General features: G+C 55.1%; 26 protein-coding genes and 1 pseudogene. 6 read left to right on the top strand and 21 right to left on the bottom strand.

Annotated elements, in window-relative coordinates; translation table 11 throughout:
• Positions 1–721, top strand: a 721-nt coding sequence (locus B3361_RS22565; RefSeq protein WP_286920370.1) for a hypothetical protein, incomplete at its 5' end; no start/stop codon positions are given.
• Between the two features lie 259 nt (positions 722–980).
• On the opposite strand, the pseudogene B3361_RS22570 reads toward B3361_RS22565, so the two are convergent.
• The 6 genes and pseudogenes from B3361_RS22570 to B3361_RS22595 form a co-directional block, all read right to left on the bottom strand.
• A pseudogene (locus tag B3361_RS22570) lies at positions 981–1,349 on the bottom strand (IS66 family transposase); the annotation flags it as partial.
• Between the two features lie 223 nt (positions 1,350–1,572).
• Positions 1,573–3,813 carry a DEAD/DEAH box helicase gene (locus B3361_RS22575; protein WP_033690117.1) on the bottom strand — a complete coding sequence of 747 codons (2,241 nt, stop codon included), beginning with the start codon at positions 3,811–3,813 and terminating at the stop codon, positions 1,573–1,575.
• A complete protein-coding gene (locus B3361_RS22580; RefSeq protein WP_009681866.1) occupies positions 3,788–5,083 on the bottom strand; it encodes an ATP-binding protein in 1,296 nt (431 codons plus the stop codon). Before B3361_RS22580 ends, B3361_RS22575 begins: the two co-directional genes overlap by 26 nt.
• Positions 5,080–7,500, bottom strand: coding sequence for a TerB N-terminal domain-containing protein (locus B3361_RS22585; protein WP_009681867.1), 2,421 nt, complete (start codon positions 7,498–7,500; stop codon positions 5,080–5,082). Before B3361_RS22585 ends, B3361_RS22580 begins: the two co-directional genes overlap by 4 nt.
• A gap of 122 nt (positions 7,501–7,622) precedes the next feature.
• Positions 7,623–8,384: an SIR2 family NAD-dependent protein deacylase gene (locus tag B3361_RS22590; RefSeq protein ID WP_033690120.1), complete on the bottom strand. Its 762-nt coding sequence runs from the start codon at positions 8,382–8,384 to the stop codon at positions 7,623–7,625.
• Positions 8,385–8,534: 150 nt separating this feature from the next.
• Positions 8,535–8,996: a hypothetical protein gene (locus tag B3361_RS22595; protein WP_172828431.1), complete on the bottom strand. Its 462-nt coding sequence runs from the start codon at positions 8,994–8,996 to the stop codon at positions 8,535–8,537.
• A 142-nt stretch (positions 8,997–9,138) separates the two neighbouring features.
• Between B3361_RS22595 and B3361_RS22600 the strand changes: the two genes are divergently transcribed.
• Positions 9,139–9,414 (top strand): helix-turn-helix domain-containing protein, encoded by a 276-nt coding sequence (locus B3361_RS22600; RefSeq protein WP_016487079.1) that lies wholly within the window; start codon positions 9,139–9,141, stop codon positions 9,412–9,414.
• Between the two features lie 351 nt (positions 9,415–9,765).
• Here B3361_RS22600 and B3361_RS22605 read toward each other — a convergent pair whose 3' ends face one another.
• From B3361_RS22605 to B3361_RS22655, 11 genes are all read right to left on the bottom strand, one after another.
• The gene (locus B3361_RS22605; protein WP_009681872.1) at positions 9,766–10,206 is read right to left on the bottom strand and encodes a hypothetical protein; all 441 of its coding nucleotides are present in this window, start codon (positions 10,204–10,206) and stop codon (positions 9,766–9,768) included.
• Positions 10,207–10,324: 118 nt separating this feature from the next.
• Entirely contained in the window at positions 10,325–10,636 is a 312-nt protein-coding gene (locus tag B3361_RS22610) for a hypothetical protein (RefSeq protein WP_009681873.1), read from the bottom strand.
• Positions 10,637–10,709: 73 nt separating this feature from the next.
• Entirely contained in the window at positions 10,710–11,990 is a 1,281-nt protein-coding gene (locus B3361_RS22615; RefSeq protein ID WP_047149825.1) for a tyrosine-type recombinase/integrase, read from the bottom strand.
• Between the two features lie 832 nt (positions 11,991–12,822).
• Positions 12,823–14,058 (bottom strand): hypothetical protein, encoded by a 1,236-nt coding sequence (locus B3361_RS22620; protein ID WP_286920371.1) that lies wholly within the window; start codon positions 14,056–14,058, stop codon positions 12,823–12,825.
• 79 nt (positions 14,059–14,137) lie between these two features.
• Positions 14,138–15,229: a zonular occludens toxin domain-containing protein gene (locus B3361_RS22625; RefSeq protein ID WP_286920372.1), complete on the bottom strand. Its 1,092-nt coding sequence runs from the start codon at positions 15,227–15,229 to the stop codon at positions 14,138–14,140.
• The gene (locus B3361_RS22630; RefSeq protein ID WP_286920373.1) at positions 15,229–15,516 is read right to left on the bottom strand and encodes a hypothetical protein; all 288 of its coding nucleotides are present in this window, start codon (positions 15,514–15,516) and stop codon (positions 15,229–15,231) included. The genes B3361_RS22625 and B3361_RS22630 overlap by 1 nt, the downstream gene beginning before the upstream one ends.
• An 8-nt stretch (positions 15,517–15,524) precedes the next feature.
• Entirely contained in the window at positions 15,525–16,874 is a 1,350-nt protein-coding gene (locus B3361_RS22635) for a hypothetical protein (RefSeq protein ID WP_286920374.1), read from the bottom strand.
• A 135-nt stretch (positions 16,875–17,009) separates the two neighbouring features.
• The gene (locus tag B3361_RS22640; RefSeq protein WP_286920375.1) at positions 17,010–17,237 is read right to left on the bottom strand and encodes a hypothetical protein; all 228 of its coding nucleotides are present in this window, start codon (positions 17,235–17,237) and stop codon (positions 17,010–17,012) included.
• A gap of 234 nt (positions 17,238–17,471) precedes the next feature.
• Positions 17,472–17,756 carry a propanediol utilization protein gene (locus B3361_RS22645; protein WP_286920376.1) on the bottom strand — a complete coding sequence of 95 codons (285 nt, stop codon included), beginning with the start codon at positions 17,754–17,756 and terminating at the stop codon, positions 17,472–17,474.
• Between the two features lie 320 nt (positions 17,757–18,076).
• Positions 18,077–18,307, bottom strand: a complete 231-nt coding sequence (locus B3361_RS22650; RefSeq protein WP_286920377.1) for a hypothetical protein — start codon at positions 18,305–18,307, stop codon at positions 18,077–18,079.
• On the bottom strand, positions 18,304–19,428 hold the full coding sequence (locus tag B3361_RS22655; RefSeq protein ID WP_286920378.1) for a phage/plasmid replication domain-containing protein: 1,125 nt from the start codon (positions 19,426–19,428) through the stop codon (positions 18,304–18,306). Before B3361_RS22655 ends, B3361_RS22650 begins: the two co-directional genes overlap by 4 nt.
• Positions 19,429–19,588: 160 nt before the next feature.
• Between B3361_RS22655 and B3361_RS22660 the strand changes: the two genes are divergently transcribed.
• Complete coding sequence (locus tag B3361_RS22660; RefSeq protein WP_286920379.1) at positions 19,589–19,963, top strand: helix-turn-helix domain-containing protein; 375 nt, start codon at positions 19,589–19,591, stop codon at positions 19,961–19,963.
• 370 nt (positions 19,964–20,333) lie between these two features.
• On the opposite strand, the gene B3361_RS22665 is transcribed toward B3361_RS22660, so the two are convergent.
• On the bottom strand, positions 20,334–20,564 hold the full coding sequence (locus tag B3361_RS22665) for a hypothetical protein (protein WP_286920381.1): 231 nt from the start codon (positions 20,562–20,564) through the stop codon (positions 20,334–20,336).
• Positions 20,565–20,709: 145 nt separating this feature from the next.
• On the bottom strand, positions 20,710–21,252 hold the full coding sequence (locus tag B3361_RS22670) for a hypothetical protein (RefSeq protein ID WP_054904685.1): 543 nt from the start codon (positions 21,250–21,252) through the stop codon (positions 20,710–20,712).
• 493 nt (positions 21,253–21,745) lie between these two features.
• Between B3361_RS22670 and B3361_RS22675 the strand changes: the two genes are divergently transcribed.
• The 3 genes from B3361_RS22675 to B3361_RS22685 are packed head-to-tail and all read left to right on the top strand — an operon-like array spanning position 21,746 to position 25,466.
• Positions 21,746–22,273 (top strand): (2Fe-2S)-binding protein, encoded by a 528-nt coding sequence (locus B3361_RS22675; protein WP_054904686.1) that lies wholly within the window; start codon positions 21,746–21,748, stop codon positions 22,271–22,273.
• A complete protein-coding gene (locus tag B3361_RS22680) occupies positions 22,270–23,265 on the top strand; it encodes an FAD binding domain-containing protein (protein WP_054904687.1) in 996 nt (331 codons plus the stop codon). The genes B3361_RS22675 and B3361_RS22680 overlap by 4 nt, the downstream gene beginning before the upstream one ends.
• On the top strand, positions 23,262–25,466 hold the full coding sequence (locus tag B3361_RS22685) for a xanthine dehydrogenase family protein molybdopterin-binding subunit (RefSeq protein ID WP_371105797.1): 2,205 nt from the start codon (positions 23,262–23,264) through the stop codon (positions 25,464–25,466). Before B3361_RS22680 ends, B3361_RS22685 begins: the two co-directional genes overlap by 4 nt.
• 127 nt (positions 25,467–25,593) lie before the next feature.
• Here B3361_RS22685 and B3361_RS22690 read toward each other — a convergent pair whose 3' ends face one another.
• Positions 25,594–25,863 carry a DUF6555 family protein gene (locus B3361_RS22690; RefSeq protein WP_029886814.1) on the bottom strand — a complete coding sequence of 90 codons (270 nt, stop codon included), beginning with the start codon at positions 25,861–25,863 and terminating at the stop codon, positions 25,594–25,596.
• A gap of 141 nt (positions 25,864–26,004) precedes the next feature.
• A complete protein-coding gene (locus tag B3361_RS22695; RefSeq protein ID WP_054904688.1) occupies positions 26,005–26,211 on the bottom strand; it encodes a general stress protein in 207 nt (68 codons plus the stop codon).
• Positions 26,212–26,282 lie beyond the last annotated feature (71 nt).

The following is a 26,282-nucleotide window of genomic DNA, read 5'->3' on the forward strand; positions in this document are numbered from 1 at the left end:
TAGGAAACCAGGGGCGATTCAGATCGCCAATAACCAGGAGATCACATTCCCGGACTATCTAGCTCGGTTTGCTCCGTTCAGCAATGAGTCCAAGCTCAAGACTTGGTTGATCAAACAAGGTTTTGAGGTCGTTTCAATACCTAAAAACACCGTATTTTCAGAGCTCTACAGCATCATGGAACGGGCGTATGCCAATTCCCTGTCTCATGGTAAAACGCCTTTGCTGATTGAGCATGATGCTATTCAGGTCTCCGTGCTCAGTAGCGAATTTGAAAAGGGCGAAAAATCTATTTTCGTGACAGCAGATCGGCGGCTAAAAAATGTGTTGGTTAACACAAAATATCATGATTCTGCTGAACTCATGATTAGCCACGTCGGCTTGATACAGTTTATTGAAGTAATGCTTGGAGGGATTCAGCAAGGCGTCGGTCTCGCGCAGCTGATATGGAGCTCCAAAGTTTCGGAGCGGGCGCATGCTGTGCGATCTTATTTCACGTCCAAAGCGTTGCAGCAATACGACGCAAGCATGTTAATGACGATGCCCGAAATCATCGATAAATTTGCTGACTTCGCGCATGCTGAGTTGGATAAGGCTGGCGAGAACTTAGACATTGACGATCCGACTAAGCGGGTCAAGGCCTTTAAGGCTCTGGGTATACTCGAAAAGCGATATTTTGAGAGTATGAAAGCCGCGATGAAAAATGTGGATCAAGCTGAATGAAACCCCTTTGTAATCGGCCTGAATGACCGCCATTGGCAGATTGTTGCCCTTCGTGAAGGGCAGCTTCGGGTCGGGAGGTGCCCTCTAGGTAGGGCAATCGGTGGCAGCAGCAGGGCGGTACTGACCCATATCAATATCCACGCCGCAAAGGCGTCAGTAAGCGCTTCGGCTGCCACGGTAGTGGCGTGAGCCAGCGAGTCCGCCCCAACGGCACTCCCAAGGCCAGATAACGTTCGCTTATCAGACCTAATATGAGTGGGTTCCAGTCGCCCAAGAAGTTGCGCGCGTGTTCGCCAGCGCGACTTGGGCTAAAGTCGAGCGTCAAGATCGACGTAGTGCTGTAGGACCAGACGTAGGCCCGATGGGCTTTCTTTTCGCCCGGCGCAAGCATTTGCACGGGCGTTTCATCAGCTTGAATCACGCTCTGCTTCAGCACAGGTTCACTCAGCGCATCGACCAGCGGCCGGAATTGCACGTCAGTTTGCCCAACCCACTGGGCTATGGTCGAGAAAGCGATTGCCAGCTCGATGCGGCCAAAAATTTTCTCCTACCGGTACAGCGGCAAGTGATCGGCAAACTTGGCCACCATTACGTGGACCAGCAAGCCTGGAGTCGGGATACTTGCGTCGGGTCTTTGCTACAGGCTGGAAGTGTCCGTCAGGGGCCAAAACAGCAGGCACAAAAAAACCACCCAGGAGGTGGCTTTTATGTGCTTTCGCATATCCCAAGGCGAAATCAGCTACCGTGCTGACTCCTAACCAAGTGGTGTATGAAGAGATCGTAGATGATTTCGATTCATCCAACAAGGCCTAAATCCTAGGAGAGGAGACGCCATGGGCGCTAGCCTCGCCCTACGCCTCTTCGCCAAGAAGTCGTGCTGTTAAAACCGCGGCCTGGAGATCAAGATGGCTCGAGGCAAATGACTTCATTAGGAGCGAGCGGGGAAGGGCCCAATCCCATTTCTCTCGGATCATGTTTTCTACGCTCTCCAAGATGGGCTCTACATTTGAAATATCCATTTGACCGACCACGCGCAACGCTCGCAACGTATCCTCTTCACTGAATGCAACTTCCAGGAAGAGCCCTGTGTTTTCACAGTGAATGCCCACATGCCGGAGCAGCAAGGCCAGCGCATCGTTGGTGTAGTCCCCTCGCCAGGTCGCCACGTAGCTGACACTGGCGGAGCCAACAATTGCCGTGCTACCCAATCCGAGGGCACGGAAGTTACTCCGAGCCTCCTCCAGAAGGACTTGAGCGTGCTTGTCCAGGAAAGGACAGGGGGTGGTTTCCATCAGCACGTTTCGCATTTCAAGCCTGACGCGATCATCCACCTGCGCACCTAGCCCATCAAACTGAGGGGGCTCGCCGCCCCGCGCCGGCGTGACTACGATCATCTTCGCTTCCAGGTCGACACTCTGAACCTGCCAACGTCTGCCGCCGAAAATGATGCGTTGCCCCTTGGTCAGGGGTTTGCTGACGGGCAGCGAGCCAAGTGGCTTGCCATCCCTGAGTAAACGAAACTCTTCATCGCTCGTGAATGCAGTGTAGAACTCATAATGGTTGATCAATCGCTCCCCGAGTTCGCCTGGCAGCAGAAGTCCTGAGCTGTCCTGGACGATCAGCTCTTTCTCACCCATACCTTTCAGCAAAGACAGAAAATCAGGCTTGGTGACGCTCGCAAAACTGCCGCTTGCTATGAGATTTCCCCATAATTGCGCTGCCGAGGCACCGCCGAGCTGAGCAATTGACGACAAGCACTGCTGCACCAGTGTCGAGGCGTGCAAGCCTCCCGACCGAGGTGGTTCAAACCATCCACCGATCAGCAAGCGGATCATAGCGACCGTTTGGACAAGGCCCTCACGCAACTGATCGGAGAGATCAGACTGATCCGTTAAGGGGCGCTCTCGGCAGTACGCCCTGAGCATTGCAGGCTCACCGGGTCGACGACCCGAGCGGCCAAGCCGTTGCCTGAGACTTGCCACAGAGGGTGGGGAACCGATCTGTGCGACCGTCCGGATGTTACCGATGTCGATACCCAGCTCCAAGGTAGTAGTGCATACGGCAGAAGCAGGAGGATCTCCCGCCTTCAACGCGCGCTCGGCATCCTGGCGCAGTTCCTTGGACAAGCTACCGTGGTGCGGCCAGAACTCGTTTGGCACGCCATCGTTATCGCACAGTGAGCGCAGTCGGTCGGCAAACCATTCAACCTCTTGGCGCCTGTTGGGGAAGATCAGGTTGTTGTGCCCTCTCAGCACCTTGTACAGATGGCCTGCAATTGCCACCTTGGTGCCAGAGGTCTCCTCCTGTTCGTCGCCTTCATCTGTTGACGATTTCCCAGGGTATTCCGCCACCACCTGTTGCATCGGCTGTTCAAGGTAGCCGCGGACTTGCACCTGGAGTTCTTGGTTAGAGGATTTCGACTCAATGATGGTGATGTCATCCGGGCGAACCGGCCTCAGAAACTTCCGGGCCAGCGACATCTCCCCAAGCGTCGCGGAAAGTCCTACGCGAGGCAGCGCCCTGCCTACGACGATCTCAACCCGTTCCATGAGCGATTGCAGTTGCTTACCGCGCTCACTGCCAATGAAGGCATGAAGCTCATCGATGACGATGTAGCGCAGGTTCTGAAAAGCCCCGGGCAAACTTGAGCCCCTGTTTACGAAGAGGGCTTCGAGGGACTCCGGCGTGATCAGCAAGATGCCCTCAGGTGATTTCAGGAACCGTTGTTTCTTGCTTGCTGCCACATCACCATGCCAGGCAACGACGGGGAGCTCTAGCCGCTCGCACAGCCGGCTGAGCCTGTCCCATTGGTCATTGATCAGTGCCTTGAGTGGGCTGATATATAGCACTGCGCCGGCGGGCTCGCGGTCGTTGAGCAGGTTGGTCAGGATAGGGAGGAATGCGGCCTCCGTTTTGCCTGCTGCGGTAGACGCTGCAATGATCACATCGCGATCAGCGCCCACCAACGCTGGTACCGCCCACTCTTGGGCATCACGTAACGACGTCCACCCCTGTGACCAGACCCATTGCTGAACCTCGGGATGAAGACGCTCAAACGAAGAAGAGTCAGAGCTTGAAGCTGGCGAGCTCATCGTCGGCCTCAACTTCAAGATCCTGTTGGCCAGCCTCATCCTTGGCCAGTTCCACCGCGCCCAGCAAGGTGCGCCAGTCCGCTGTAGGGTTCTGCTCGATGACCGCGAGCAGGTTGATGAAAGCGGTAATGGTCGTGCGCGGCGTCCGGAAATAGGCCTCGCCCAAGCGCTGGTTGCAGTGCGCCATAAACGCTGGGATGGCTTCGTCCGGCAGCAAGAACTTCTCAGCTTCGCCGAAGGCATAGACATTGCGCAGCTTCTGCAGCAGCACGTAGAAGTCTTCAGGGGTCAGGCTGCTGAGCCGAATGACAGGCCCAGAAAGGTCAACCAGTCCAGACTTCGCAAAGCTGTTTTCTGCGAGACGCGATTGCAGGGCAGGGTAGCTGTAGAGCCCCCGACGCGTGTCCATCAGAAACTCTGGCGTGCCGCCCAGCACAAAGCCCAGGCCTTCAGCCGAGCCCTGCAACGAATCATTGAGGATCCGAAGAATCTGTTCGTAGTTGGCATTCCGGGCCTGAGTGTTCGCCAGTTTGTACAGGTTGACTAACTCATCCAGGCACACCATCAGTCCGCCGAAGCCAGCCAGACGCACGAACCGCGACAGCAATTTCAATTGATCGTAAACGGAGGCATCGTCGACGATCGTGCGGACGCCTAGCGCAGCGCGGGCATCGGTCTTGGTGGAAAATTCCCCGCGCAGCCAGCGGATGGCATCAGCCTTAAGCTGTTCATTGCCTTCCTCGAAACCGCGGCAATAGGCAGCAATGACGTCGGCAAAGTCATAACCGTTGACCATTTCGGTGAGCTCCGCCAGGTACTCACGAATGACGACCTCGCTCTCAACACCTTTAGCCTTGGCTTCCGTTTTAGCCTGGGAAATGAATTTCTCAACGATACCCTGGAGCGCGCCGCCATCGGGTTTGGTGCGCGTGGCCATGTTCTTGGCCAGTTCGGAGTAAAGGGATCGCGCCTGACCACCCGAAGCATGAAGACGACGGTCCGGATTCAAATCAGCGTGCATGGTGACGAGCTTGCGCTCCATTGCGATGCCGCGAACCAGGTTGAGGAAGAAGGTTTTACCCGCGCCATACTCGCCAACGACGACGCGGAATGCGGAGCCGCCATCTGCGAGACGATCCACATCCTTGAGCAGCGAGTCGAGTTCACCCGCCCGACCTACCTGGATCAGGTGCTGCCCTACACGGGGCACAACACCCGCACGCAGCGATTGAATGACCGCGTCGCGATCCTTGGCTCGTATCTTACTCATAGGGCTAATTCATCCAGAATTTCGGGGTTGATTTCGATGGGATCATCGCCTTCAGTCACGGGCATGTCGAACAGCTCAAATGCTGTGTCGTTGATCCGTTCCAGGGCGCCATCCAGCATCAATTCCATATCACTGGCTGCGTCTTCCAGCTCAGCGCGGCTCCATTCAGTCCGAGAAACCAACAGGCGGAGGAAGGCAGAATGCTCGACGTCCAAACCATGAACGGTAGCAAGCTGTTCGGCGCTACTGCCCTCCTGATCTTGAAGCGTTTCTGGTGCCGAGGCGCCAGATGTTTCGGGGGGAGACTCTTCATTGAAGACGCTGGCCAGAAGCGCCGACACCTCTGCCGTTTCTTGTTGCAGACGAGCGACCTTGCTCATGTCCAGTGCGAAGCCTGAACCCATGCCTTCTGACGCCTCCGTCGCAGTCGCCGGCGCGACAGTCGAAGGCATTGCCTCCATGACCTGGGAAGGGCGAACGGCTGCACTATGGAGATCGCTGTAGACGAACTGCGGATCGAGAGCGAGCGATTTGTACACGCGCTCAAGCAGCTTCACTTCCTGCGGCGTCACCTCGCCATCCGCATGTGCCAGGTGGGCCAGGAAGCTGGCAATTTTCCGTTTGGCCTCGAGGGTCAAGGGCTCAAGCTTCTTCTTGAGGCTTGCCAGCGTGGGCGGTTGCTTCAGCTGAATTTGGAGGTGCGCTTTCAGGCGTTTGCGATGCGCGATGCAGAGGTGATCCCACGAGTCAATGTGGCCTGAGAGCAGACTTACTTCTTCAAGCGAGGTGTCACCGTCTGCTGCAGCGACTGCACTGGCCAGGTCTAACGTCACTGCTGCGGCGCTGTAGGCATCGGTAGAGCGAAGCGTGCCTTCGTCAGAGTCCGCCGCGAACAGCGCGATGGTGTCTTCAGACTTGGGGGTGCGGCTGCCAGACAGGACGTCGGGTTCCAATCCGATCCGCTTGCTCTCCAACGCCCGGGCAAGGGCGATCACTTTGTCACGGGAAAGCGCGCCGGCCGATTTGAATCGACCTGCCAGCTCTCCGAAACTCATGCAGATGGTTTCGCCCCCGACGCGTTGCTCCAACTGTTCGAGCTCTGCTTTTGCCTCAATAGGCCAGAGTTCGGTTGGCAACTGCAGGATGGCTTCCAGGCTATCTCCGGCGTCTGGATTACGCCCTAGGTACCGACTGAAAGCGTCGAGTACGGAGGTGCAGTCCTCGACAATGACCTGCAGCTTGTTACGCGTTCCTGAGGTCGCCGCGACATCAGGAAGGTCACCTACGGCTACTGCCGGAATATTCAATCCGGCAGTAGCGGGTCGATAGGCGACCTTCAGCTTGGTCTTGTTCTGAGGCAGCACAATGCCGCTGGGATAGCGCTTCGCGAATTCGTGTTTGAAGAGCGCTGCGAATTGCTCGGGACACCGCGTCACAGGTGTGCGCCTGGAGATGTTGGGCTCTGCAAGCGCCCAGGCCAATGCCCAGCTCGAATTAAGCGGATACTTGTCCACGGCCATCTGTCCCAGCGCAACGCGCAGGGACATAGGTAGCTCATACCCATCTGCGGGGCTGGCGCCGGGCTCGCTTAGGTAGCTCTGAGGCTGAACAGCGCCCGCGTCGATATGGGCGAGGAAACGGGTAGCGTAACCGCGGAAAGAATTGTTATCGCCGTAAAGACCAAGTAAACGCTCGACCTCGGCCTTGATGGCCGGGATTTCTGCCTTGGCCTGAGGGTCGGTCGGTGCATCGATCAGCGCACGGCGTTCAAGCCCATAGAAAAACAGGAACACGTAACCCGCATCAGCAGGCTGGCGACGACCTCCTGCCAACCATTGCAGGTACGCTCGCCGCGCCTCGGGCGTGATGCTCCGGTAGCTTGGCCAGTACGGCATCTGTCGCTCGGTGAGGTTCATCGGTGAGCGCGCGACACGGAGCGTGGCGTCGATCAGGGACGGTTCAGTTTGGCCAAATTGAGTCGCCCGCTCGGTGATGTAAAGCAGTCCGCCGGGGATGGCCAACCCAGCCACGTTAACGGACTCATTTTCAGCCAGCCAACGAACCCCCGCGGGCTTGGCACTTGGCTTTGGAATGGCGTAACTCTGACTGTCGCTGGAGGAGCCGACCTGGACAGTATGGAAGTCTGGTTCGCGGGTACTGGTGCTGAACTGGACAGTGACACTGGGGGACGTTGCGTGTCGAGACACCGCAGCGATCTCGACAGAAAAGTCATCTTCAGGAACGTAAGGCTTTGCCCGGGTGGCACGTCTGACGGCCCATATCAATACGCCTATGCCCAAGACGACCCCAATGGCAATCCACACCTGTTTAGGGATCTGTGCCAAGAGGGCAATAACAAATAACAGGGCGTACAGAGCGATCGACCCGCCGCCGCTCCCTTTGCGCTTCCGTGGCATATGAGTGTTCCGTACATTTGGTAATGGCCAAATGACATTCTCACGGATTTTTTAAGGCCCGCCAAGTGGAACAGACGAAGGGAGAGCTTGGACGAAATAAACACTGGCAGCGCTGCGATAACTCAGTCGTTCAGCGCCAGAGCAACCAGATCGGGCAGTATTTTCTCAGCGGGGCCAATCAGCATGATCTCTTTCGGCCCATTCATGGATACATCTAGGGTATTGACGTGTATCACCACTGCACCAGACGCCAACGCCATTTCTGGTAAGTCAGCAGCGGGCCGGACCACGCCGGAAGTCCCGATAGAAAGCATGACATTACACTGTCGTGCTGTTCGACTGGCGGTTTTCCATGCGCCTGGCGGAAGATCCTCACCAAACCACACCACAGCTGGACGTAAGCGACCGTTGCACCGTCGGCAGCGGGGCGGTTCTATCAATGCGCCTTCCGCTGGAAAGCTCGGAAATTCAAGCGATCCCGCGACAGAGCGATGACAGCTGAAACACTTGGGAAGCGTCAGGCTGCCATGGAGATGAAGCACGTCCTGATTGCCCGCCCGCTCGTGCAGATCATCAACATTCTGAGTAACCACAGTGACACTCCGACCGCTGCCAGATAACCGGTGGATCGCCTGATGTGCCGCATTGGGCAGAGCTTGCATGACCTGCTGGCGACGCCATAGGTACCAGCCCCAAACCAGCGCCGGGTTTTCGCGAAATGCCTTCGCGGTTTCTAACCGTTGAGGGTCTTGGCGCTCCCACAACCCGGTTAGTCGGTCACGAAAAGTCGGAATGCCGCTGCCGGCAGAAACGCCAGCGCCGGTAAACACCATGATATGTTGCGCATCCCGCAATGCGTCTGCGGCTTTTGCTAGGGTGTCCATGAGTACTCATCTTCCTAACGTGGGGCAGGGAAGGCTGCCAGGAGAGCGGCCGCGGGTGGCATCGGATCAGTGAACAACCAATTCGGGGGCCTCGCGCCGAAAAAACATGTGTGGACGCTTCACCGTTCAACGACGGTGTGCGTTCCTACATCAAAAGTGCGCGTACAACTGCGGTTCGTCAGCAGACTTAGGTTGAGGGGCCGCGCTGGTGATTCGCGCTTTCAGGTTTCGCGCTGAGTACAACGCGTGTGACCGTTTCCGCAGGCGTAAATCGAGGTCACCTAATTTGTAGGTGGCCACCGCAGTCTCGTAAATCACTGCGCTTTGCGAGGACTCAAGCCCACGGTGAATCACAATCTTACGAAGCTCTTCCAGACTCCAGTGCGGACGTCCGGTGATGGAAGGAGGGCATAGCATTTGTACCTGCGCGATCTCGACGCCCGTTGCCTGGGACAGGAAGACGTTGAGTTCGTAGGCATCTTCAACCACAGCTGCTCGCTCGCTCTCACCGTTGAAAAGCGGCCGCAAGGTTACCCAAAAGCACATCCCTTCAATTTCACAATAGGAACCCGTACGGACAGTACGGGTGTGAGATTCGGACAAATAGATCAAAACGGGCTCCACTGAGCGCTGCATACCCCTAGGCGACCAGTCACCAGGGCTGGAAAACTCAAATTATCCCACAATGAACACTATAGATTGTAGCCCTATCGTGTTCGATAGCGCTTCATCATTCCTTTTATGAGGAATGATGATGGAAATCCGTGAATCCCTGGGTGAGGCACTGCGGCGCATGCGCATTTCGCACGATCTGACCCAGGAAGATTTCGCCGTAGTCAGTAGTCGAACCTACGTAAGCTCCCTCGAACGAGGACTCAAGTCGCCGACCATCCAAAAAATTGAAGAGCTGGCCGGCCGCATGGGTGTCCACCCACTCAGCCTCATCGTATCTGCGTATCTTATCCAAGACCCGGAGGTGAGCTTCGACGGGCTGATCAAACAGGTGAAAAAAGAGGCGCTCAAGCCTTGACCGTCGATTCAGCGCCCAAAATGAGCGCTATAGTGTTCATGTCGTCCTGGATCGACTACCATCGCTGCTCACTGAAACCCGCTTCGGGGAGCAGCGTAGCTATGCGTAGATCATTCCATGGCTAAGGTGGCCCCTTCTACATCCAAAATGCCTATGGCCACCGCCGCTGCTCCCCGTTTTTCAATTGGCCTGTACAGGACACCGTGTCGAGAATCGTGGAAGATTCCTGACTAGCACTGCCGAAGACTGCCGGCCGGAAGCCTGAATGGAGGAGGGCGTCGCTAAATAAAGCGGTTTTGTCTCTTGGGTATAGCGAGCGAGGCGCGGCGATGGGCCTAGCTACGAGCAGCGCTAACCATGCAAGGCCCCATCTATCTCGTACTGTGCGGCTTGAACCACCGCGTCGGGGTCGGACGATATGATGTCCTTCGGCAGCTTACCGCCCAAATACGAATTGGATGATTCGAACCATAACGCCATGCCCCAGCCATTCAGCCTGGTGGCCAGCACAGCGATGACGCGCTGTATTCCCCGGGCCGCAATGGCCAAGGCGCATGCATCGATGGCAAAACGTGGAAAGTACTCCACGCCCTCGTAGTTGATAGAGAAGATTGCACCGTCTAAATACCGGCCAGGAGCGCCGGCGCTGAGTTGCTCTGCTAACTCCGGCAGCAGCGCATTTAGCTCAGGCCAGGTCAGCCAATCTCCGCTGGCCATGACTCTGGATTGTGCCTTGGACTGGAAAATCGCCTCTCGACCGGCAACATTCCTCGCCTTTCGAATTTCGCTCATCTGCGAGACCCTCCTTAAGAATTAGGGGGTAGGGGATGCCAGCAGCCAGTTCTGAGCTGCCCGCTGAGAGATAGACCACCACTAATTCGGATCCACCGGCTGACTAATGGTCGACCAGTCAACGGCGGCCCGCGTCCTGGAAGTAGTCGTCCTGGGCGACCAAGCCCAAATCACCGCTCTCAGCCTTCGGCTCATCACTGAACAGCTGTTGAACACGTCGCTCTTGCTTCACGTACGCCAGGGTCTGGAAAAAGCAGTGCTCACAGAGGTGTACCTCGAATCGCTGGCCGTCGTGTTCGCTGCCATACCCCCAGTGGGCTTGTAGGGTTCCATACTGATAAATGCCCGCAGCCAGGCGCGTAGAATTCCCGCAGACGTCACACATGATATCGGTTATGCACTCAATCTCGACCAGCCCGGTAATTTTCACTGTGAATTCCTAGAAAATGGATTCGTGCCATGTTGGAGGGCAGGCTGGCGATCGGCGACCAAGTGATTCGAGTTCAACCGCGGTCACGCATGCCAATGCGCTTGACCGAATGTGCGCGCTCCTGATCATGCGAGTGATAATAGGTGTTCTGGGTCGTACTGAGGTTGCTGTGACGCAAGTCTTCCTGCAGGTCCTTAGGATTTCGCAGCGGCGCGTCAAAGGTGGCCGAGGTGTGACGTAGCCAGTGCGCAGACGCACAGCGCAGACTTTCCATCTCGTGGTTCGCGCGGCCTTCGCTGCGCATCTTCTCTACGGCTTTATCAAACACGGTTTGGAGGAGGGCGCGGATCTGTCGATCAGACAAACCGGCGCGGCCGTTGAGCGTCGTGATCAGAGGCGTAGTTTCTCCTGGATGAGGTAACTCGGGAAGTCCCAGGAATCGCCGATAACGTTTCAAATAGCGCTCTACGTAGATATCCCGCACGGCAATCTTCGCCGCCTTGTTGCCTTTACCCACCGCGAAGTACCACCAATTGCCTTCATCATCCAAGCGGAAGTCACCCATTGTGGGTTTCCAGTTTTTACGACCGGAGAGATCTGAAACCCGCAGGTACATGGCGAACAGCGTAGCAACAATAAATAATGTTCGCTCATGCCGCTCCGGTTCGGCGTTCGCCATTGCTTCAACGGTATCCAGCACAAAGTCCCACTGCAACGGCGTAAGTGCCCGCGAAGAAGTAACTCCCAGCGCTTCCGTGGAGAATCGATTGCCTTTTTTAAGGAGCCGAAAGGGGTTCGTCTGAGCAAAGCCATCTTCAACAAGAAACTCATAGAAGCGACTGCAGACCGTATACACCTGATTCAACGTGCCATTCGCAGCATGATACTCCGGGGTGCTGGGAGTTTCTGCAGCGATCACTTTGCGGGACTTGCTATTAAACGGATGCCATTTGGGGTTGGGGATGTAGGCCTCGCGGGCATCGAGCGCGTGCGGGTTACTGACGAACCGGCTGCGGGTCACCGGACCCATCCAGTCATCTGGCGGGTTTCGACAGAAGTTCAGATAGTCTTGGGCATCCTGGCGTTTGAGTTGATTCAGCGGTTTGCCTTGGACCAGCAGCGCCCACAGCAGTAAGCGCTCGGTATGACTGCGGTACGAGTTGAACGTCTGGGCGTTGTCGGAAAAGGCGCGCAGAAACGAACGTACCGCGGCGTAGCCGCGGTCAGCCTCCAGTGCGGCGTTACACTCGCCCAGAAAGGCGCCGACGCAGGCCAGCGGTGAGCCGTGCAAACTGAAGTCCTGCTCGATGAAGTTATCGTGGGTTTCGAACAAGGGTTGGGGTGCGCGCGCCATGAAGTACCAGCCAGAATTTTGAATACAATAGACTTCCAGTTATGACAGTAATCGGAAGTTTCAACCTTTTGCGAAGAAAAAGCGTCGAATGACTGATGGTAACGACAAGCCTAGCTAGGCGCAACATGAGAGTGCCGTGACTGGATCAATGACAGATGTCTTGCGCGCTCCTTCAGGTTCAGGCAAATGCGCTCATCAAGCGCTCTTAAATTTGGATACTTCCCTATACTCCCTAACTGATATAAAAGCTGCACAAACATCCTTAAAGCCATACTTGAACGCAGCAGCGGTGCTGGTGGAAAGTCGCCTCATTACTTCCAAGGCGTGGGAAAGTCGCCTTATTGATTCCAAAACCTGGGAAAGTCGCCTCAATCTGTTGCACGAGCGCGGGAGAGTCGCCTCAATCTTGCATTCTGAAGGGAGGATTTTTCGTCGATTCACGACGCTTACTCCGAAGAGTGGGAAAAACTCCTCATTAATTGCCAACGCTAAAAGGTTTAGGAATCGATGTCTGACTCAAAAAATTGGGCACTTTGGCTTCAGATGATGAGGCTGAGCAGCACAGATGTCGCTTTAATTCGCAGGGCATTGCCTTAATGGTCGATTTTATTCAATCAGATCAATGGGTTAAGCATGACTAATGATGAGTCGCCTCATTTAGCGATAGCCTCATGACCGGAGGTATGTGGGATTGGACACATAACGCTTATGACGCAGCATCACATTTAACATAATATGCATTATGCGCATCCTTGGATTTTTCCCACGGGGCGGTGTACCCTACATTTCAGCACTAAATCGTCTAACTACGCTAAATTACTATTTAGAATAGTTATATGTCAGCATCGACCAGCCGCGGCGTCAGGAACAAAACCAGCTCGGTCTGCGTCTTCACCGTCGACGTGCTGTTGAACAACCATTTCAAGCCCGGGATCTGCCCAAAGAACGGCACGCTGCGCACGACGATGCTGTCAGCATCCGAATAAACACCTCCCAAGGCAACCGTCTTCCCGAAGCCTGAGAACACACGCGATGTCAGCGACGTTGTATTGATCGGCGGCACGCCGCTCATGGCCTTCGAATAATCCGGCTCGTCCTTCGACAAGATCACGTCCAGGAGCACGCCAGAATCATTCACAAGCGGCGTAACATCGAGCGACAGCGCTGCCTGCTTAAAGGAAATGGACGTTGCACCGTCACCAGCTGACTGCTGATATGGGACCTGAGAACCTTTGATTATCTTGGCCTGGTGGCGATCGCTGGTGATCACGCGCGGGCTGGAAATCACACGACCTTTGCCGGCCTGTTCCATAGCATCGAGCTCAGCATCCAAATTGAACGACCTGGACGTAATGCCAAATCCAGCAATCGCAGCCGGCGTCAAACCCAGCGGCACGATACCAGTCAATGTGCCGGCACCGCTGCCAACAGAACCTGACCACTTAACACCGAGATTCTTGGTGTAAGAACGGTCAACTTCAACAATTCGAGCCTCAATCATTACCTGCTTGCGTGAATAATCGACCGCATCCAAGTAAGTGCGCAAATCAACCAAGCGTTCATCACTCATACGAGCAACAACAACTGAAGAACCTTCCTCAGCGTTCAAGCTTTCACCAGGATCAAGTGGGAATGCCTTGATTGCATCCGAGGAAGGAATATTACGAACCTTCAAAACTGAAACCTTATATGAAGGGATGGCAGAAGCTGACGGAACACCAGGTGGTGAGGAAAAAGGACCATAACTATCCTGCTTGCCACCTGGTGATTGATATCGGCTGACATGAAGAAATTTGCCTTCCACCGTATAAAGAAGCCCGCGAGGACCAGTGACAAACTCAATGGCTTCATCCCAGGTAACGTCCTTCATCCGCATAGAAAGCGAACCGGACACTCCATCGCCCAGGACAAGATTCAAGCCACGATAATCTGCCAGCACCTGGAGAGCGTCAGAAACCTGAATTGTCTGAAAGTCGAACGACAATGGCTGAGGAAGGTCGTCCGCATGCACTGATGAGAGAACTACCGAAAAACAAAAAATAGCAATAAAGCGATGCAAATAAGACATACAAACCCCCTACCCCATTATTTACGCCGACGACAGGATGCGGCTCTAATCAATATTTAGATGCAGCGAAGATGATGGCTTAGCCGGATGGACTGCTTACGCTACGCTGAGCAGTCCCACCGCCTAAGCCCCCGATGATAGGCGGCATACTGAAAGAGGTTTTTCGCGGCGTCCAAGTGGTGACACGCTCACCGTCTATATCGCAGTACGCCTCTTTAAAGTCAGAGAAAAAACGACATCTAGAAAACGCGACATAACGAGTTCGACCCGAGGCATCAACAAGAACAGCGACTGAGAGATCAACCTTAGCATTCGGATCTGGCTCCGATGGATGGATGAAACCAGTTAAGCGCCAAGCCTCGGAATAATTAATTTGCGGAGCGACTGGAGCTGGTTTAGGCGCAGGGGGTTGATGTGAAATATTTACATGATGCAAGTCTCGATTGTTTTTTTCGTCCGGTTTACTGAAAAAGCTTTTTACACCCATGATGCCAAAGAAAAGACCAATCACAACAACGCCAACCAAGAACCATAAGCCATAAGAGCGCAGGAAGGATGCACTATTATCTGCAACAGATTCATCGCCTACGGTGCCAGTGGCAGAATGCGTTGCAGACTGATAATAAGCTTGAACTGACTTATCAAAACGACCTGGAAACTGACGAACTCTTCTTGATGCCGGGGGTTTATCACCAGTTACAACACCTGAATAAACATCAACCCTATAAACATTCTTAGAAAGCTTAACGACTCGAAAAGTTGTTTCGATAAGTGTTCTTGCCCAGCTCGGAATCTGAGAAAGGTCCTGAGTGACAATTACAATTCGCATAGAGTTGTTCTTGGCGTCCACCATATGACGATGCTCAGCGAGCAACGTTTTATCCCATGGATTGGCCTGATTGGCTTTCTGGCCCTGAGGCCAGCGACGCCACGCCTCATCAATTATAAGAACGCACCCAGGAAGAACGTAGTCAGAAAGATCTGGAAGATCAAACCAGTCAGCGGGTAGTTGTTGAATAGTTCCACCAAAATCTGCAAGAAGATCATCCGCATTTAACGGAATGTTAGTTACGACATGCCTGCCCTGTTTCAAAGAAGGAATGACTACCCGCTCAACAACGCCGTAGCTTTTGCCGTGGCCTGGTTTGCCAACATATGCATGGACTGCCATTATCCTATCACCGGCAAACGGCGAATCATGAAGCGAATCACGTAAGCAACAAGGATAGCGCCTAGGCCGAATTGAATCTGAAACATATTCATGAAGTACCACACAGAGTCTGGTATTGCTTCGAAAGCTGCGGCGGAATTATGAATTTGCTCAGCCAGACCTAGTGAGTCTAGCAAAAACAAAAGCGCACCCCATAGCCAGCTAAAAAGCATGAATATCAGATCAATCACCCAGGTTGCAATTTGCTCAATAATAGATTTTAGCCAGCTAGCAAGTGCAGAGAGCATAGAATACCTCAAGCAGAAAGAATGATGCGAACTGCAACCAAAGACCAAATAGCAAGAAATACGGCCTTCAAAATAGGCGCAATCAAATCAAACAATTTGCAATGACTGTCAAAAACAATTTCTTGTGAAAAGAGATTGACGGAGCCTACAGGACACACAGCGGAAGCATGCGAAGATCCATCAAAAGAAGTTTTTGCAGCGGCATAGGTATTAGAGTCCATCATCTTTTGCTTCATCTCAACAATTTGAGACCTCGTTTGTAAGTCACGACCGGCAACTGCACTAGATAGATCAAGGGGGCCAGGTGAGGTAAATGTCTCGTTACTGGAACCGCCGTCGGTACTGCCATCACCACCTGAGCCGCCGCCAGTGCCACCACCACCGGATCCACTACCTGAGCCGCCACCAGAGCCACCACCACCACCGGTACCACCGCCAGAGCCACCATCACCACCGGTACCACCACCAGAGCCACCATCACCACCGGTACCACCGCCAGAGCCACCATCACCACCGGTACCACCACCAGAGCCACCATCACCTGATCCACCGCCAGAGCCTCCACCCCCCCCGGAACCACCGCCAGAACCGCCAGTGCCGCCACCACTACCAGGATCAGTAGGGATGGGAGTGCACTGCTTACTGCCGTTGGCAAACTCATATCCTTCAGGACAAGCATCAGTAAGTTCATCACCTACTTCGCCGGGAACAATGGAAGGATCAGTTGTGCAAGCTATTTCATGGCCAGCGGCATCGAAAGTGAGCGAATAATGGTAATTACAGAAACCTTCGTTGTCCGAACCAATACTCATGTAGCATTTTTCACTACGGCCAGCGGTATAGTCACAACTGTTACTGCAAACATTTTCACCGGGAGCCCTAGAAAGAACAATGCGCTTCCCTTCCTGTGATGTTATGACGGAAGAAGGTAAACCCTTGAAAACTTGGTTTACCTCACAACTAAAAGGGCGGGACACCCAAGCAAAATCATCTTGCCCCTCGTAAATGGTTTTTAGCTTGCCATTCTCGAAAACCTTTAACGTTGATTTAAATGTGCAGGTATATACGTAGTAAAAAGGAAGCCCGGCGGGCTGGCAATTGATGCTCTCTGCTTCCCAAGAAAGAAAATTAGATCCATAGAGGTTCATCATCCAGCTACGATAGGCATATGTGTATTGCAATGCCGCATCATCAGGATTTTGATAACTATAACCGTTGCTCCTGCAAGTTTCATAAGCTGGATTAGGAGCGCTGGTGCCGTTGTAACAAGCCCAATACTCCTGATTAGCATGGGCAGTAGCTGAAAAAATAAATGGAGCGCAAAGCGCAAATAAAGCATAAAGAACTATTTTTCTCACGATTACCACCCCCAGAAAACGGCAAAAGCACAGCCTGAGCCAATAACAAACATTGCGAAGTAGTAAAGTTGATCCATAAGTCAGTGCTCGGAAATAAAAAAAGGGCTCGCGATGAGCCCTTTTATTGCAAAGCAGTTATTGGCCGCGAACGAAGGAAAGAACGATTTTAGCGCCTTTGATACCGGCATAAACAGAAGCGAGCAACGCCGCTACGGCAAGAACACCGACGCTGATGGAAGAAAAGTCGATGCCTGAGGTGAGCGAAGAATAGTCCCAGGCCTCACCCGCAGCAAAAGCATTTGCCGAAACAACAGCGGTGAAGAAGACAGCGGCGACACTTTTTTTACCGATTTTCTTAAGCATATAAGCCTCAACTCGTTTTGATGAAATTTAGAAACGCTCGAATACCCATAGAGAAGACCATAAAGGTTGCAACTAAGGTAAATCCAGCGCCGAATGCTTGGCCCAAAATGACTGGATCAAGCTGTGAAGGGTCAAATGGCGGAGTATATGGAACAACCAACCAATCAGCCGAGCACATTGGTGATGCACCGCTCTGCATGATCAGATCACCAGGGCAATGCAATAAACCGGGCATTACGCAGTCTTAGCCTGTGGAGTACTTACGCGACGGCCTTGGCGAGGATCGACCTCAAAGCTCAGGCGGGAATCCCGAACGCTCGCAATAACATCACATTCATAAGTACCAGGCTGGGGCACCTGGTTAGGCAGCTCAGCGTAGAAATCAGCCATCTGCGGATAAGGAATGTTCGGCAAATGGACAAAGGCCGTATACATGCAATACGGCTTCCCGCTTTTAGCAGCGGTGCCGGTGCGGTACTGACCAGTGACTTCAACAACGATAGTATTTGGGTTAGACATGAGTGCCCTCTTCTGCTCTATTGGCAGCCGACAACTAATGGTCGGCTTAAACTGTGCCCTGGTGGGCGTTTGACTTATTCGAACGTGTCTTCTATATAGCGAAGCAAAAACAACATAAACGGAGTGCAGGCAATACCTAGGCCAAGCATGGCCAATGAAAATTCATATTCATTCATCAATAGCTCATCCACTCTGAATACGAAATTACTGCTTGCGGGGTTGGGTTTTCAGAAAGTCAATAAAAATCCCCTGTTCCTTGTTTGGAAATATCCGACCAAAGACAGAAAGAGCAAAGCCAGCAGTGTATGCTTGTGTCATAGCTAAAATCCCATCCATTCAGCAATTGAAATAGTGCCCCGAGTATCGCTGACAGTGACCCACTGTTTTTCAGGTTGTGCGCCCTGCTCTTTTCGAACTTCAAGTGCTGCAATGGTTTGAGCAACTTGATCAGCCAATACCGGATTCAACATTGAGCGAACAAGCCTCTGCTGATCCAGCATTCGACGTTGATTAGGTGATAGCTGCGTATGATCAACTGAAAACGTCTTCATGCGGCAATCTGCAAATGATTAGGACGACGATACCAGGACGGAATAAGTACAGACGATTTCACAACCTCACGAGACTGACGAACAACCACAGGTGAGAATCGAGTGGTGTCACAAGCATTCCGTATAACGATGCCAATTTTCTTCAGCCGCGCAGCATAAATTTTGGTTTGAGACTTTTTGAAATCCAATTCATGGCCAGACATCCATAAATGAGCACAGGCTGCAGTGGCGTTAGCGGCTTGCCGACTTTTACAGTGGCCGCCTTCAAACAGCTGGTCGGCAATAGTCATCATGTCCATAGCGGTCACCTGCAAGTTTTCATCCAGAGCAAGGAATTCATTATGTATGTCAATAAAGCGGGCTTCTCTAAAAAGGCCCCAGTAGGCCAGCCCTTCACGCTTCAAATATTCAGATTTTAATTCTTGTTCCATACGGACAATGCCTTCGGAAAGGCAATACTCACGAACCTTTACTACGTAACGATACTCATCGGAGTCTTCTCCGAATTGACGCTTGATACGGCGAAGAAGCTTGATCAACTCAGCAGCTTTTTCATATGCCTTTCGATATTGGAGACGACCGCCCTGGCCACCACCTTCGGGAGTCCACACTACTGTGCGACCATTCGGATATAAAAAGCCAATCGAGTGTCCGATTCGCTGACTTGAAACTGCGCGTAAATATGGCCTTACATTACCCTGGCCAACTGAAAAATTAGTGGTCAAGTCGATACGTTGAATTACAGCTCCGTCGGCGACGAGATCACCTGCTTTTGCACCGGAAACACCATCGCGCAGGAGTACCTCTGTACATTTTGTAAACGGTGGGAGACCGTACTCACTCAGAATCTTGTTAAAAACCGCAACACATTGCTCGATCGTAGAAAATCCAAACAGGTTGTCTAGCCGCCCTACTCTGCTTGGGTTGCCATCGACGCGAATGCGACGACCTGAAATATGGATATCGATAGACGTAGAAAAGCTCTCACGGTGCTTGTGCTTTGGACGTTTAGAGGAAATGACGTCGCCGGTTTCCTCATCAATGGTCAAAAACTTCACACCGCCGAGGTTGGGCAGATCATGGGGATGCTCCTGTGAAATGCTAAGCCAGTCGATGAACATCCCAAATCCCTGTCAACCCAATACACGACGAAGGTAAGGCTACGTCATGTGTTAGGCTCTTTGCAAGAGATACGTCGTGGCTGACACCAATACACGTATTAGCTGTATAAAAAAACAGGAGATATAGTCAATAAATCATGGGCATTCAGATGAAGCGGCGATGAGCATCGGTGAGAACATCAGAAATAAGCGGGCAGTCAGTAAGGTTTCGCAGAAAATCGTGGCGGAAGCTGTTGGAGTAGCAGAAAACACGGTTGCAAGCTGGGAAAAGGGCAAAAACCTGCCACCACCTGACAAAGTCATAGCGCTGGCGAAGTACTTCAGATGTACCACCGATGAGATCTTGCTCAGCGACGAGGAGCGAGGGCTAGAGATACAGATGTTGGGCCTGCTTCGACGGTTCAGAAGCCTCAACGAAACCCACAAACCTATAGCTCTCAACGTGATTAGCTCGATCCTTCAGGGTATGGAAATGGAAGAGTACATGAAGGGTGAGCGCAATGAAGGCAGCAAGCGCATAGGTGTGCAGGGGTAAGAACCGTGGCAAGCCACGGAAAGACTGAGCGATCCGAAAGTATGGAACTCCATACCAAAGTGGGGGTGTAACAGAACCCCCACCGCCTTCGGCGGCCGGCAGGCGAATCACCTGGAGCCCTGCCCCTCAAATGTCATGATCGGATTAGCCCTGGAAACGGTGCTGCAGCTCGATCAAAAGCGGTTGGACGCCAAAGGAAAGCCGGCAAAACAGCGTGAAAACTGACGCGCTGCGCTTGTCCGCCGCACCTGAGCACCTGGCTGAGACGGTCGCGGCGCTCCTGATCTCAACCAGGTACTCAGCTCCGGCCCCTCAAATGTCAAAGCCGCCCCTCATATGTCGAGGTCGGCCCCTCAATTGTCATGGTTCGTCAAAGATCCTGGATCAGCGCGGCGACCGATCTCAGCTTGGCCACCAGGTCATCAATCTCGGCGGACTCATCATCGAGCTGGCGAACCCTGGAGCGCAGCTTGCGAATGTCGGCAACCAGGACGCCATACGAATCAATCAGAGACTCGACGGCATGTTCGGGATCGGGGTTGGCCATGTAGGCCTTGGCATCGCGCACGGCACGATCAGACAGCGAGAGTTGGATACGCATAATGGACCCTATATTAAGCGACGTCCGGAGCCGGTGGCATTATCCGGACGCCGCTCAACATAAGGCCCTGTCATTATGCGCAACTTCGTATGAAGCTGCCGGGGCCGTGGGTGGGCAGATATGAAGCCAGCCCCCCCGGCCTCGATCACTGCGCTGCAGATCGAGCTTGGACCTCAGCGATGTAACCCAGCACGAACGGATCCTGCGAGCCTCGCTCCTTGTAGTAGCCAACCGCGTTGGCCAAAGTCCACCTCAGCAACCTCATCAGCACCGGATCGGAAAATTTCCAACTGCTCGACTCATACGGATACCGGCTATTGGTGAACACATCGCGGTACCGCTCGAAGGAATCTTCCTGGCCGTCCAGGGCCAAGCTGCGACGAATCGCTTCGGGAATCGCATGGAACAACGTCAACAAGTCGTGCTTGTCAGGGGTTTTACGACTGGTTTTGTCAGCGCATTGCAGATGCTGATGAGCTGATGCCAACGCCGCGGCGTCGAGCTTGTAGGTCTCTCCGGATGTACCTTGATGCTGGTCAGGCACAGAAATGAAGCTCTTGAGCAGGATTTCCATCCCAATCGCCGCATTGACCTGGGCAACGTGCGGCAGGTTCTGTGCGTCCAAAACCTCAGCAGCTTTCAGATAATTGTGAGCGCTGTGAAGCATCCAGCTTGGAAAATGACCCATTGCATACTCCTTTGAATGGCCGTCGCAGATGGCTGGAGCCTTTGATTTATGGGGATTGTTACCGATTACACGTGCGGATTATGCGTGACCTCGAAAGATACCGTACAAATTTGGAAGATAGCGAACAAGGATGAGCTACCCATAGCTCAACAGATGAGCTACCCTGCCCCTATTATATGAATTCAAGGAATAACTACGCTAAATATCCATTTAGTTGAGTTAACGTTGTAGTTCGTAATATACCGGCCCTTCCCCGCAAATACGTCAGCCACGGTTCGTGCCCTCGCCCGCTCATCCCTTCTTGGCTACCGGCCAGCAGCCGTGAGCCTCGCTCTCAGTCCCGCGCCTCACTACCATAACGCCTGCACGCCGTCCCGCCATGCCCGCAACCACCTTTCCACGCCTGGCAAACCGGTGGAACGTTTTCGCAACCTCCCGGGTCGCACAACAAAGACGCAGCCAACTGCGTGAACCCTGACCGTGAGGACCTTCCATGAGCGCGCTCTCTTCCAATGGGGCTGCAGAACACCCCATCTGCCTGACCCTCAATGGTCAGCCCCGAACACTGGCAGTCCACCCGTGGACCACCCTGCTCGACCTGTTGCGTGAACAGCTGGACCTGGTAGGTACCAAAAAAGGCTGCGACCACGGCCAATGTGGCGCCTGCACGGTGTTGCGCGACGGCAAGCGCGTCAATGCTTGCCTGACCCTGGCCATCATGTGCGACGGCGCAGACTTGGTGACCATCGAGGGGCTGGCCAGCGGCGACGTGCTGCACCCTATGCAACGGGCTTTCATCACCCACGATGCGTTTCAGTGCGGGTACTGCACACCTGGGCAGATCTGCTCTGCCGTCGGGCTTGTGGGTGAAGGACGTGCCGACTGCCGCGAGGCCATTCGCGAGCAGATGAGCGGCAACCTTTGCCGCTGTGGCGCCTATGGCAACATCGTCGCAGCAATCGAAGAAGCCCAGCCGCTGATGGCACACCCGGATCAACCACAACGGGGGGCGAAGCCATGATGCCCTTCAGCTACCACAAGCCTGCGTCAGTCAGCGAAGCCGTGAGCCTGGCTGGCGACAGCGCGCGCTTTATTGCCGGGGGCACCAACCTGGTCGACCTGATGAAGGAAAACGTGGTCCGCCCCGAGCGCCTGATCGATATTTCAGGCTTGGCGCTGGATGGGCTGCACCCCACTGCCAACGGTGGCGTCATGATCGGTGCCCTGGTCAGCAATGCCGACCTGGCCTGGCACCCGATGATCGAGCAACAATACCCGTTGCTGTCACAGGCTATCCTGGCGGGCGCTTCACCGCAGTTGAGAAACATGGCCAGTACCGGCGGCAACTTGCTCCAGCGCACACGCTGTTACTACTTCTACGATACCGGCACCCCCTGCAACAAACGTGAACCCGGCAGCGGATGCCCTGCTCGTAGCGGCCGCAACCGCATACACGCCATTCTTGGCGCCAGTGAAGCCTGTGTGGCCACTCATCCGTCCGACATGTGCGTAGCACTGGCAGCACTCGAAGCCGTGGTGCACGTAGAGGGACCGGCTGGTAAACGCCAGATCCCGTTCGCAGATTTCCATCGCCTGCCGGAGAACAATCCGGAGCGTGATAACCAGCTGGCAGCCGATGAACTGGTAACGGCCGTAGAGCTGCCGCCACCGCTGTTCGAACAGCATTACCGCTACCTGAAAATTCGAGACCGAGCCTCCTACGCGTTTGCGCTGGTGTCGGTCGCTGCGGCCTTGCGCTTGGATGGCGATGTGATTCAGCACGCCCGCCTGGCGCTGGGCGGTGTAGCGCACAAACCATGGCGCGACCCGGCGGTGGAAAGCCTGCTGGTTGGCCAGGTGCCTTCCGAGGCGCTGTTCGATAACGCCGCACAGGCGCTGCTCCAAGGCGCACAGCCGCTGAGCCACAACGGTTTCAAAGTAACACTGGCGCAGCGTGCAATCGTGCGTGCATTGACTGACGCGGCGCACCGTGCCGCTGGTGTGGGGGCATGACCATGGTCAACAACAAATCGGTAGTCGGTACCCCTCTGGATCGCGTGGATGGCGTGGCTAAAGTCACCGGCCAGGCACGCTATGCGGGCGAATACCCAAAAGACGGCCTGCTCCATGGCAGCGTGGTGTCCAGTACCATCGCCCGCGGCCGTGTACTGCGCATCGACGCTAGCGAGGCGCTGGGCGTACCCGGCGTTGTCGCGGTGCTCGACCATGGGCACCGTCCGCATATTTCCAGTTATGACGATGACTACAGCGACGCCGATGCAGCTGAGGGCGCGCCCTTTCGGCCCCTGTTCAACGATCGAGTGCTGTATAGCGGGCAACCCCTGGCGCTGGTGGTGGCGCACACCCTGGAGGTGGCCCGGTATGCAGGCTCATTGATCCGGATCGAATACGCAGAGGAACCTCACGAGACAGACCTGGGCGCTACCAAGGCGTCGCATGTGGCGCCGGCAGAAACACCGGCCCCGCGTGGCGACTTCGCTGGCAGTTTCGCTGGGGCACCCGTGCAGGTCGATGCTACCTACCTGACTGCCAACGAGCACCACAACCCGATGGAGCCCCACGCCTCCACCGTGCACTACAAGCCCGACGGCAGCCTGGAAATTCATGACAAGACCCAAGGCACGCAGAACTGCCAGGACTACCTGCACAAGGTGTTCGGCCTGCCCAAGGCCCAGATCCGTGTGCACGCAGCCTTCGTCGGCGGTGCCTTCGGCTCGGGCCTGCGCCCGCAGTACCAGCTGCCCCTGGCAGTGATGGCGGCGCTGCATCTTCAGCGCTCTGTGCGCGTCACCCTGACGCGCCAGCAAATGTTCACGTTCGGCTACCGGCCCCGCACCGAGCAGCGTTTGCGCCTGGGGGCGGCTGCAGATGGGCGCTTGCTGGCGGTCGGTCACGATGGGCTGGGGCAGACCTCGCGCTTCGAAGACTTCACCGAGCACCTGGTGGAATGGAGCGGCATGCTCTACCAGTGCGACAACGTTGAACTCAACTACCGCCTGGCCTCGCTGGATGTGTACACGCCCCTGGACATGCGTGCCCCTGGGGCCGGTTCAGGCGTGGTCGCGCTTGAGTGCGCGATGGATGAGCTTGCCTGTGCCGCTGATATCGACCCGGTAGAGCTGCGCCGGCGTAATTTTGCCGCCAACAACGGCAACGAGGGCAAGCCCTACTCCAGCAAGGAACTGCTGGCGTGCTACCAGCAAGGCAGTGAGCGTTTCGGTTGGCAGCACCGCAACCCGCAACCGCGCAGCATGCGCACTGGCAACCAGTTGGTCGGTTGGGGAATGGCGGGCGGCGTCTGGGAGGCCATGCAAATGAAGGCCAGCGCGAAAGCGCGCCTGGATGCCCAAGGCCACCTCACCGTCAGCAGCGCCACCACCGATATCGGCACCGGCACCTACACCGTCATGACCCAGATTGCAGCCGACGCTGCGGGCGTCAGCGTGGAGGATGTCACCTTCGTGCTAGGTGACTCGTCCCTGCCCACCGCGCCCCTGCAGGGCGGGTCGTTCACGGTATCGTCGGTTGGCTCGGCCGTGCGCCAGGCTTGCCAGGTGTTGCGTACCAAGGTGCTGGAGCATGCCCGCAAGGTGCATCCGCAAGTGGCGAGCGCAGCGCGGGAGGACATCGTCTTCGCGGATGGTTACCTGCACGCGGGTAGTTTTCGCGTGGCCTTGGCAGATATCGTCGCCAGTGCCCCCGGCGCGCAGTTCGAAGTGCAAATCGACGCTGAGCCTGGTGCAAGGCGCCAACCGTTTTCCACGGCGACCCACTCGGCGGTGTTCGTCGAAGTCCAGGTCGACGAAGACCTTGGCATGATCAAGGTCACCCGAGTGGTCAGCGCCGTGGCGGCGGGCCGCGTGGTCAACCCGAAAACGGCCCGCAGCCAGATCCTGGGCGGCGTGGTATGGGGTATCGGCATGGCACTGCATGAAGAGGCCTTGACCGACCATGGCCTGGGTCGCATCGTCAATCACAACCTTGCGGAGTACCACATCCCGGTGAACGCGGACTGTGGTGATATCGACGTGTTCTTTGTTGAAGAGCACGACGATGTCGTCAATGAGCTGGGGTCCAAGGGTGTGGGCGAAATCGGCGTGGTCGGCGTGGCTGCCGCAGTGGCGAACGCCATCTACCACGCAACCGGCAAACGCGTGAGGGAGTTCCCGATCACACTCGACAAGGTGCTGTAACGCGAAAGTTGTCAGAAGCATGCGAGGGGAGCGGCTGCAGGCCGCTCCCCTCATTTCTCAGCAAATCGGTACTCGGAACTGGGGCCATCTGGGGGCGGAGGGAACCGCAGCAGCCCCTGCGCTACCGCTAGACAATGGCCGCAGGGTCGCCCACCGACTGATTCGGTTTGCTCCCCGACAGGCGCCAGCTCACCGCAGTAATCCCATACCGTTCAGCCATCGGGCGGCTGACCTTCCTGATCTTTTCCCGCCCGAATTTGGGGATGATCCCAATGCCCGCATCGCAACTTGCCCAATGCCAGGCTTCGGCATTGTCCAGGCGGTCCAGGCGAATGATGAAACTGCGCGGCTGACCATGCAGTTGGTAATCGATGATGAACAGCTGTGGGGCAGGCATCGCAGGGGCCTCCTCTTCTCCGTGGATGACACCCTGATTGATCGGGGCAGCAGCAGAAGATTCAAAAAATATCGATCGACAGGCACCGGCGGCGCCCGAGCGGTGTACGCCTACAGGCACACTACCGCTCGCGCAGTACCTTCACTCGCTGCGTGTGCCGTGGCTGTTCCGGCCACCTTTGCGTCCGGCTTCCGATGCCCGCTGGCGATCATTGGCGAAGTTGCCGCCCGACGCCTGGCCGCCTTTGTGCCCAGCGCGCGATGCCCGCTCACGGTCGTTGGCGAAATTGCCCGGGTTGGTTTCTTTGGTTCCGCCGCGCTGGCGGGTACTTTCCTGATCTTGTGCCATGTAGTTTCTCCTTGCGATGAATAGGCGGTCGCACAACCTGTGCGTTCATACAGTGCACGCACCCCAGGTTG

The sequence above is a fragment of the Pseudomonas sp. UBA6699 genome (assembly GCF_002454615.1).
Lineage (GTDB): Bacteria > Pseudomonadota > Gammaproteobacteria > Pseudomonadales > Pseudomonadaceae > Aquipseudomonas > Aquipseudomonas juntendi.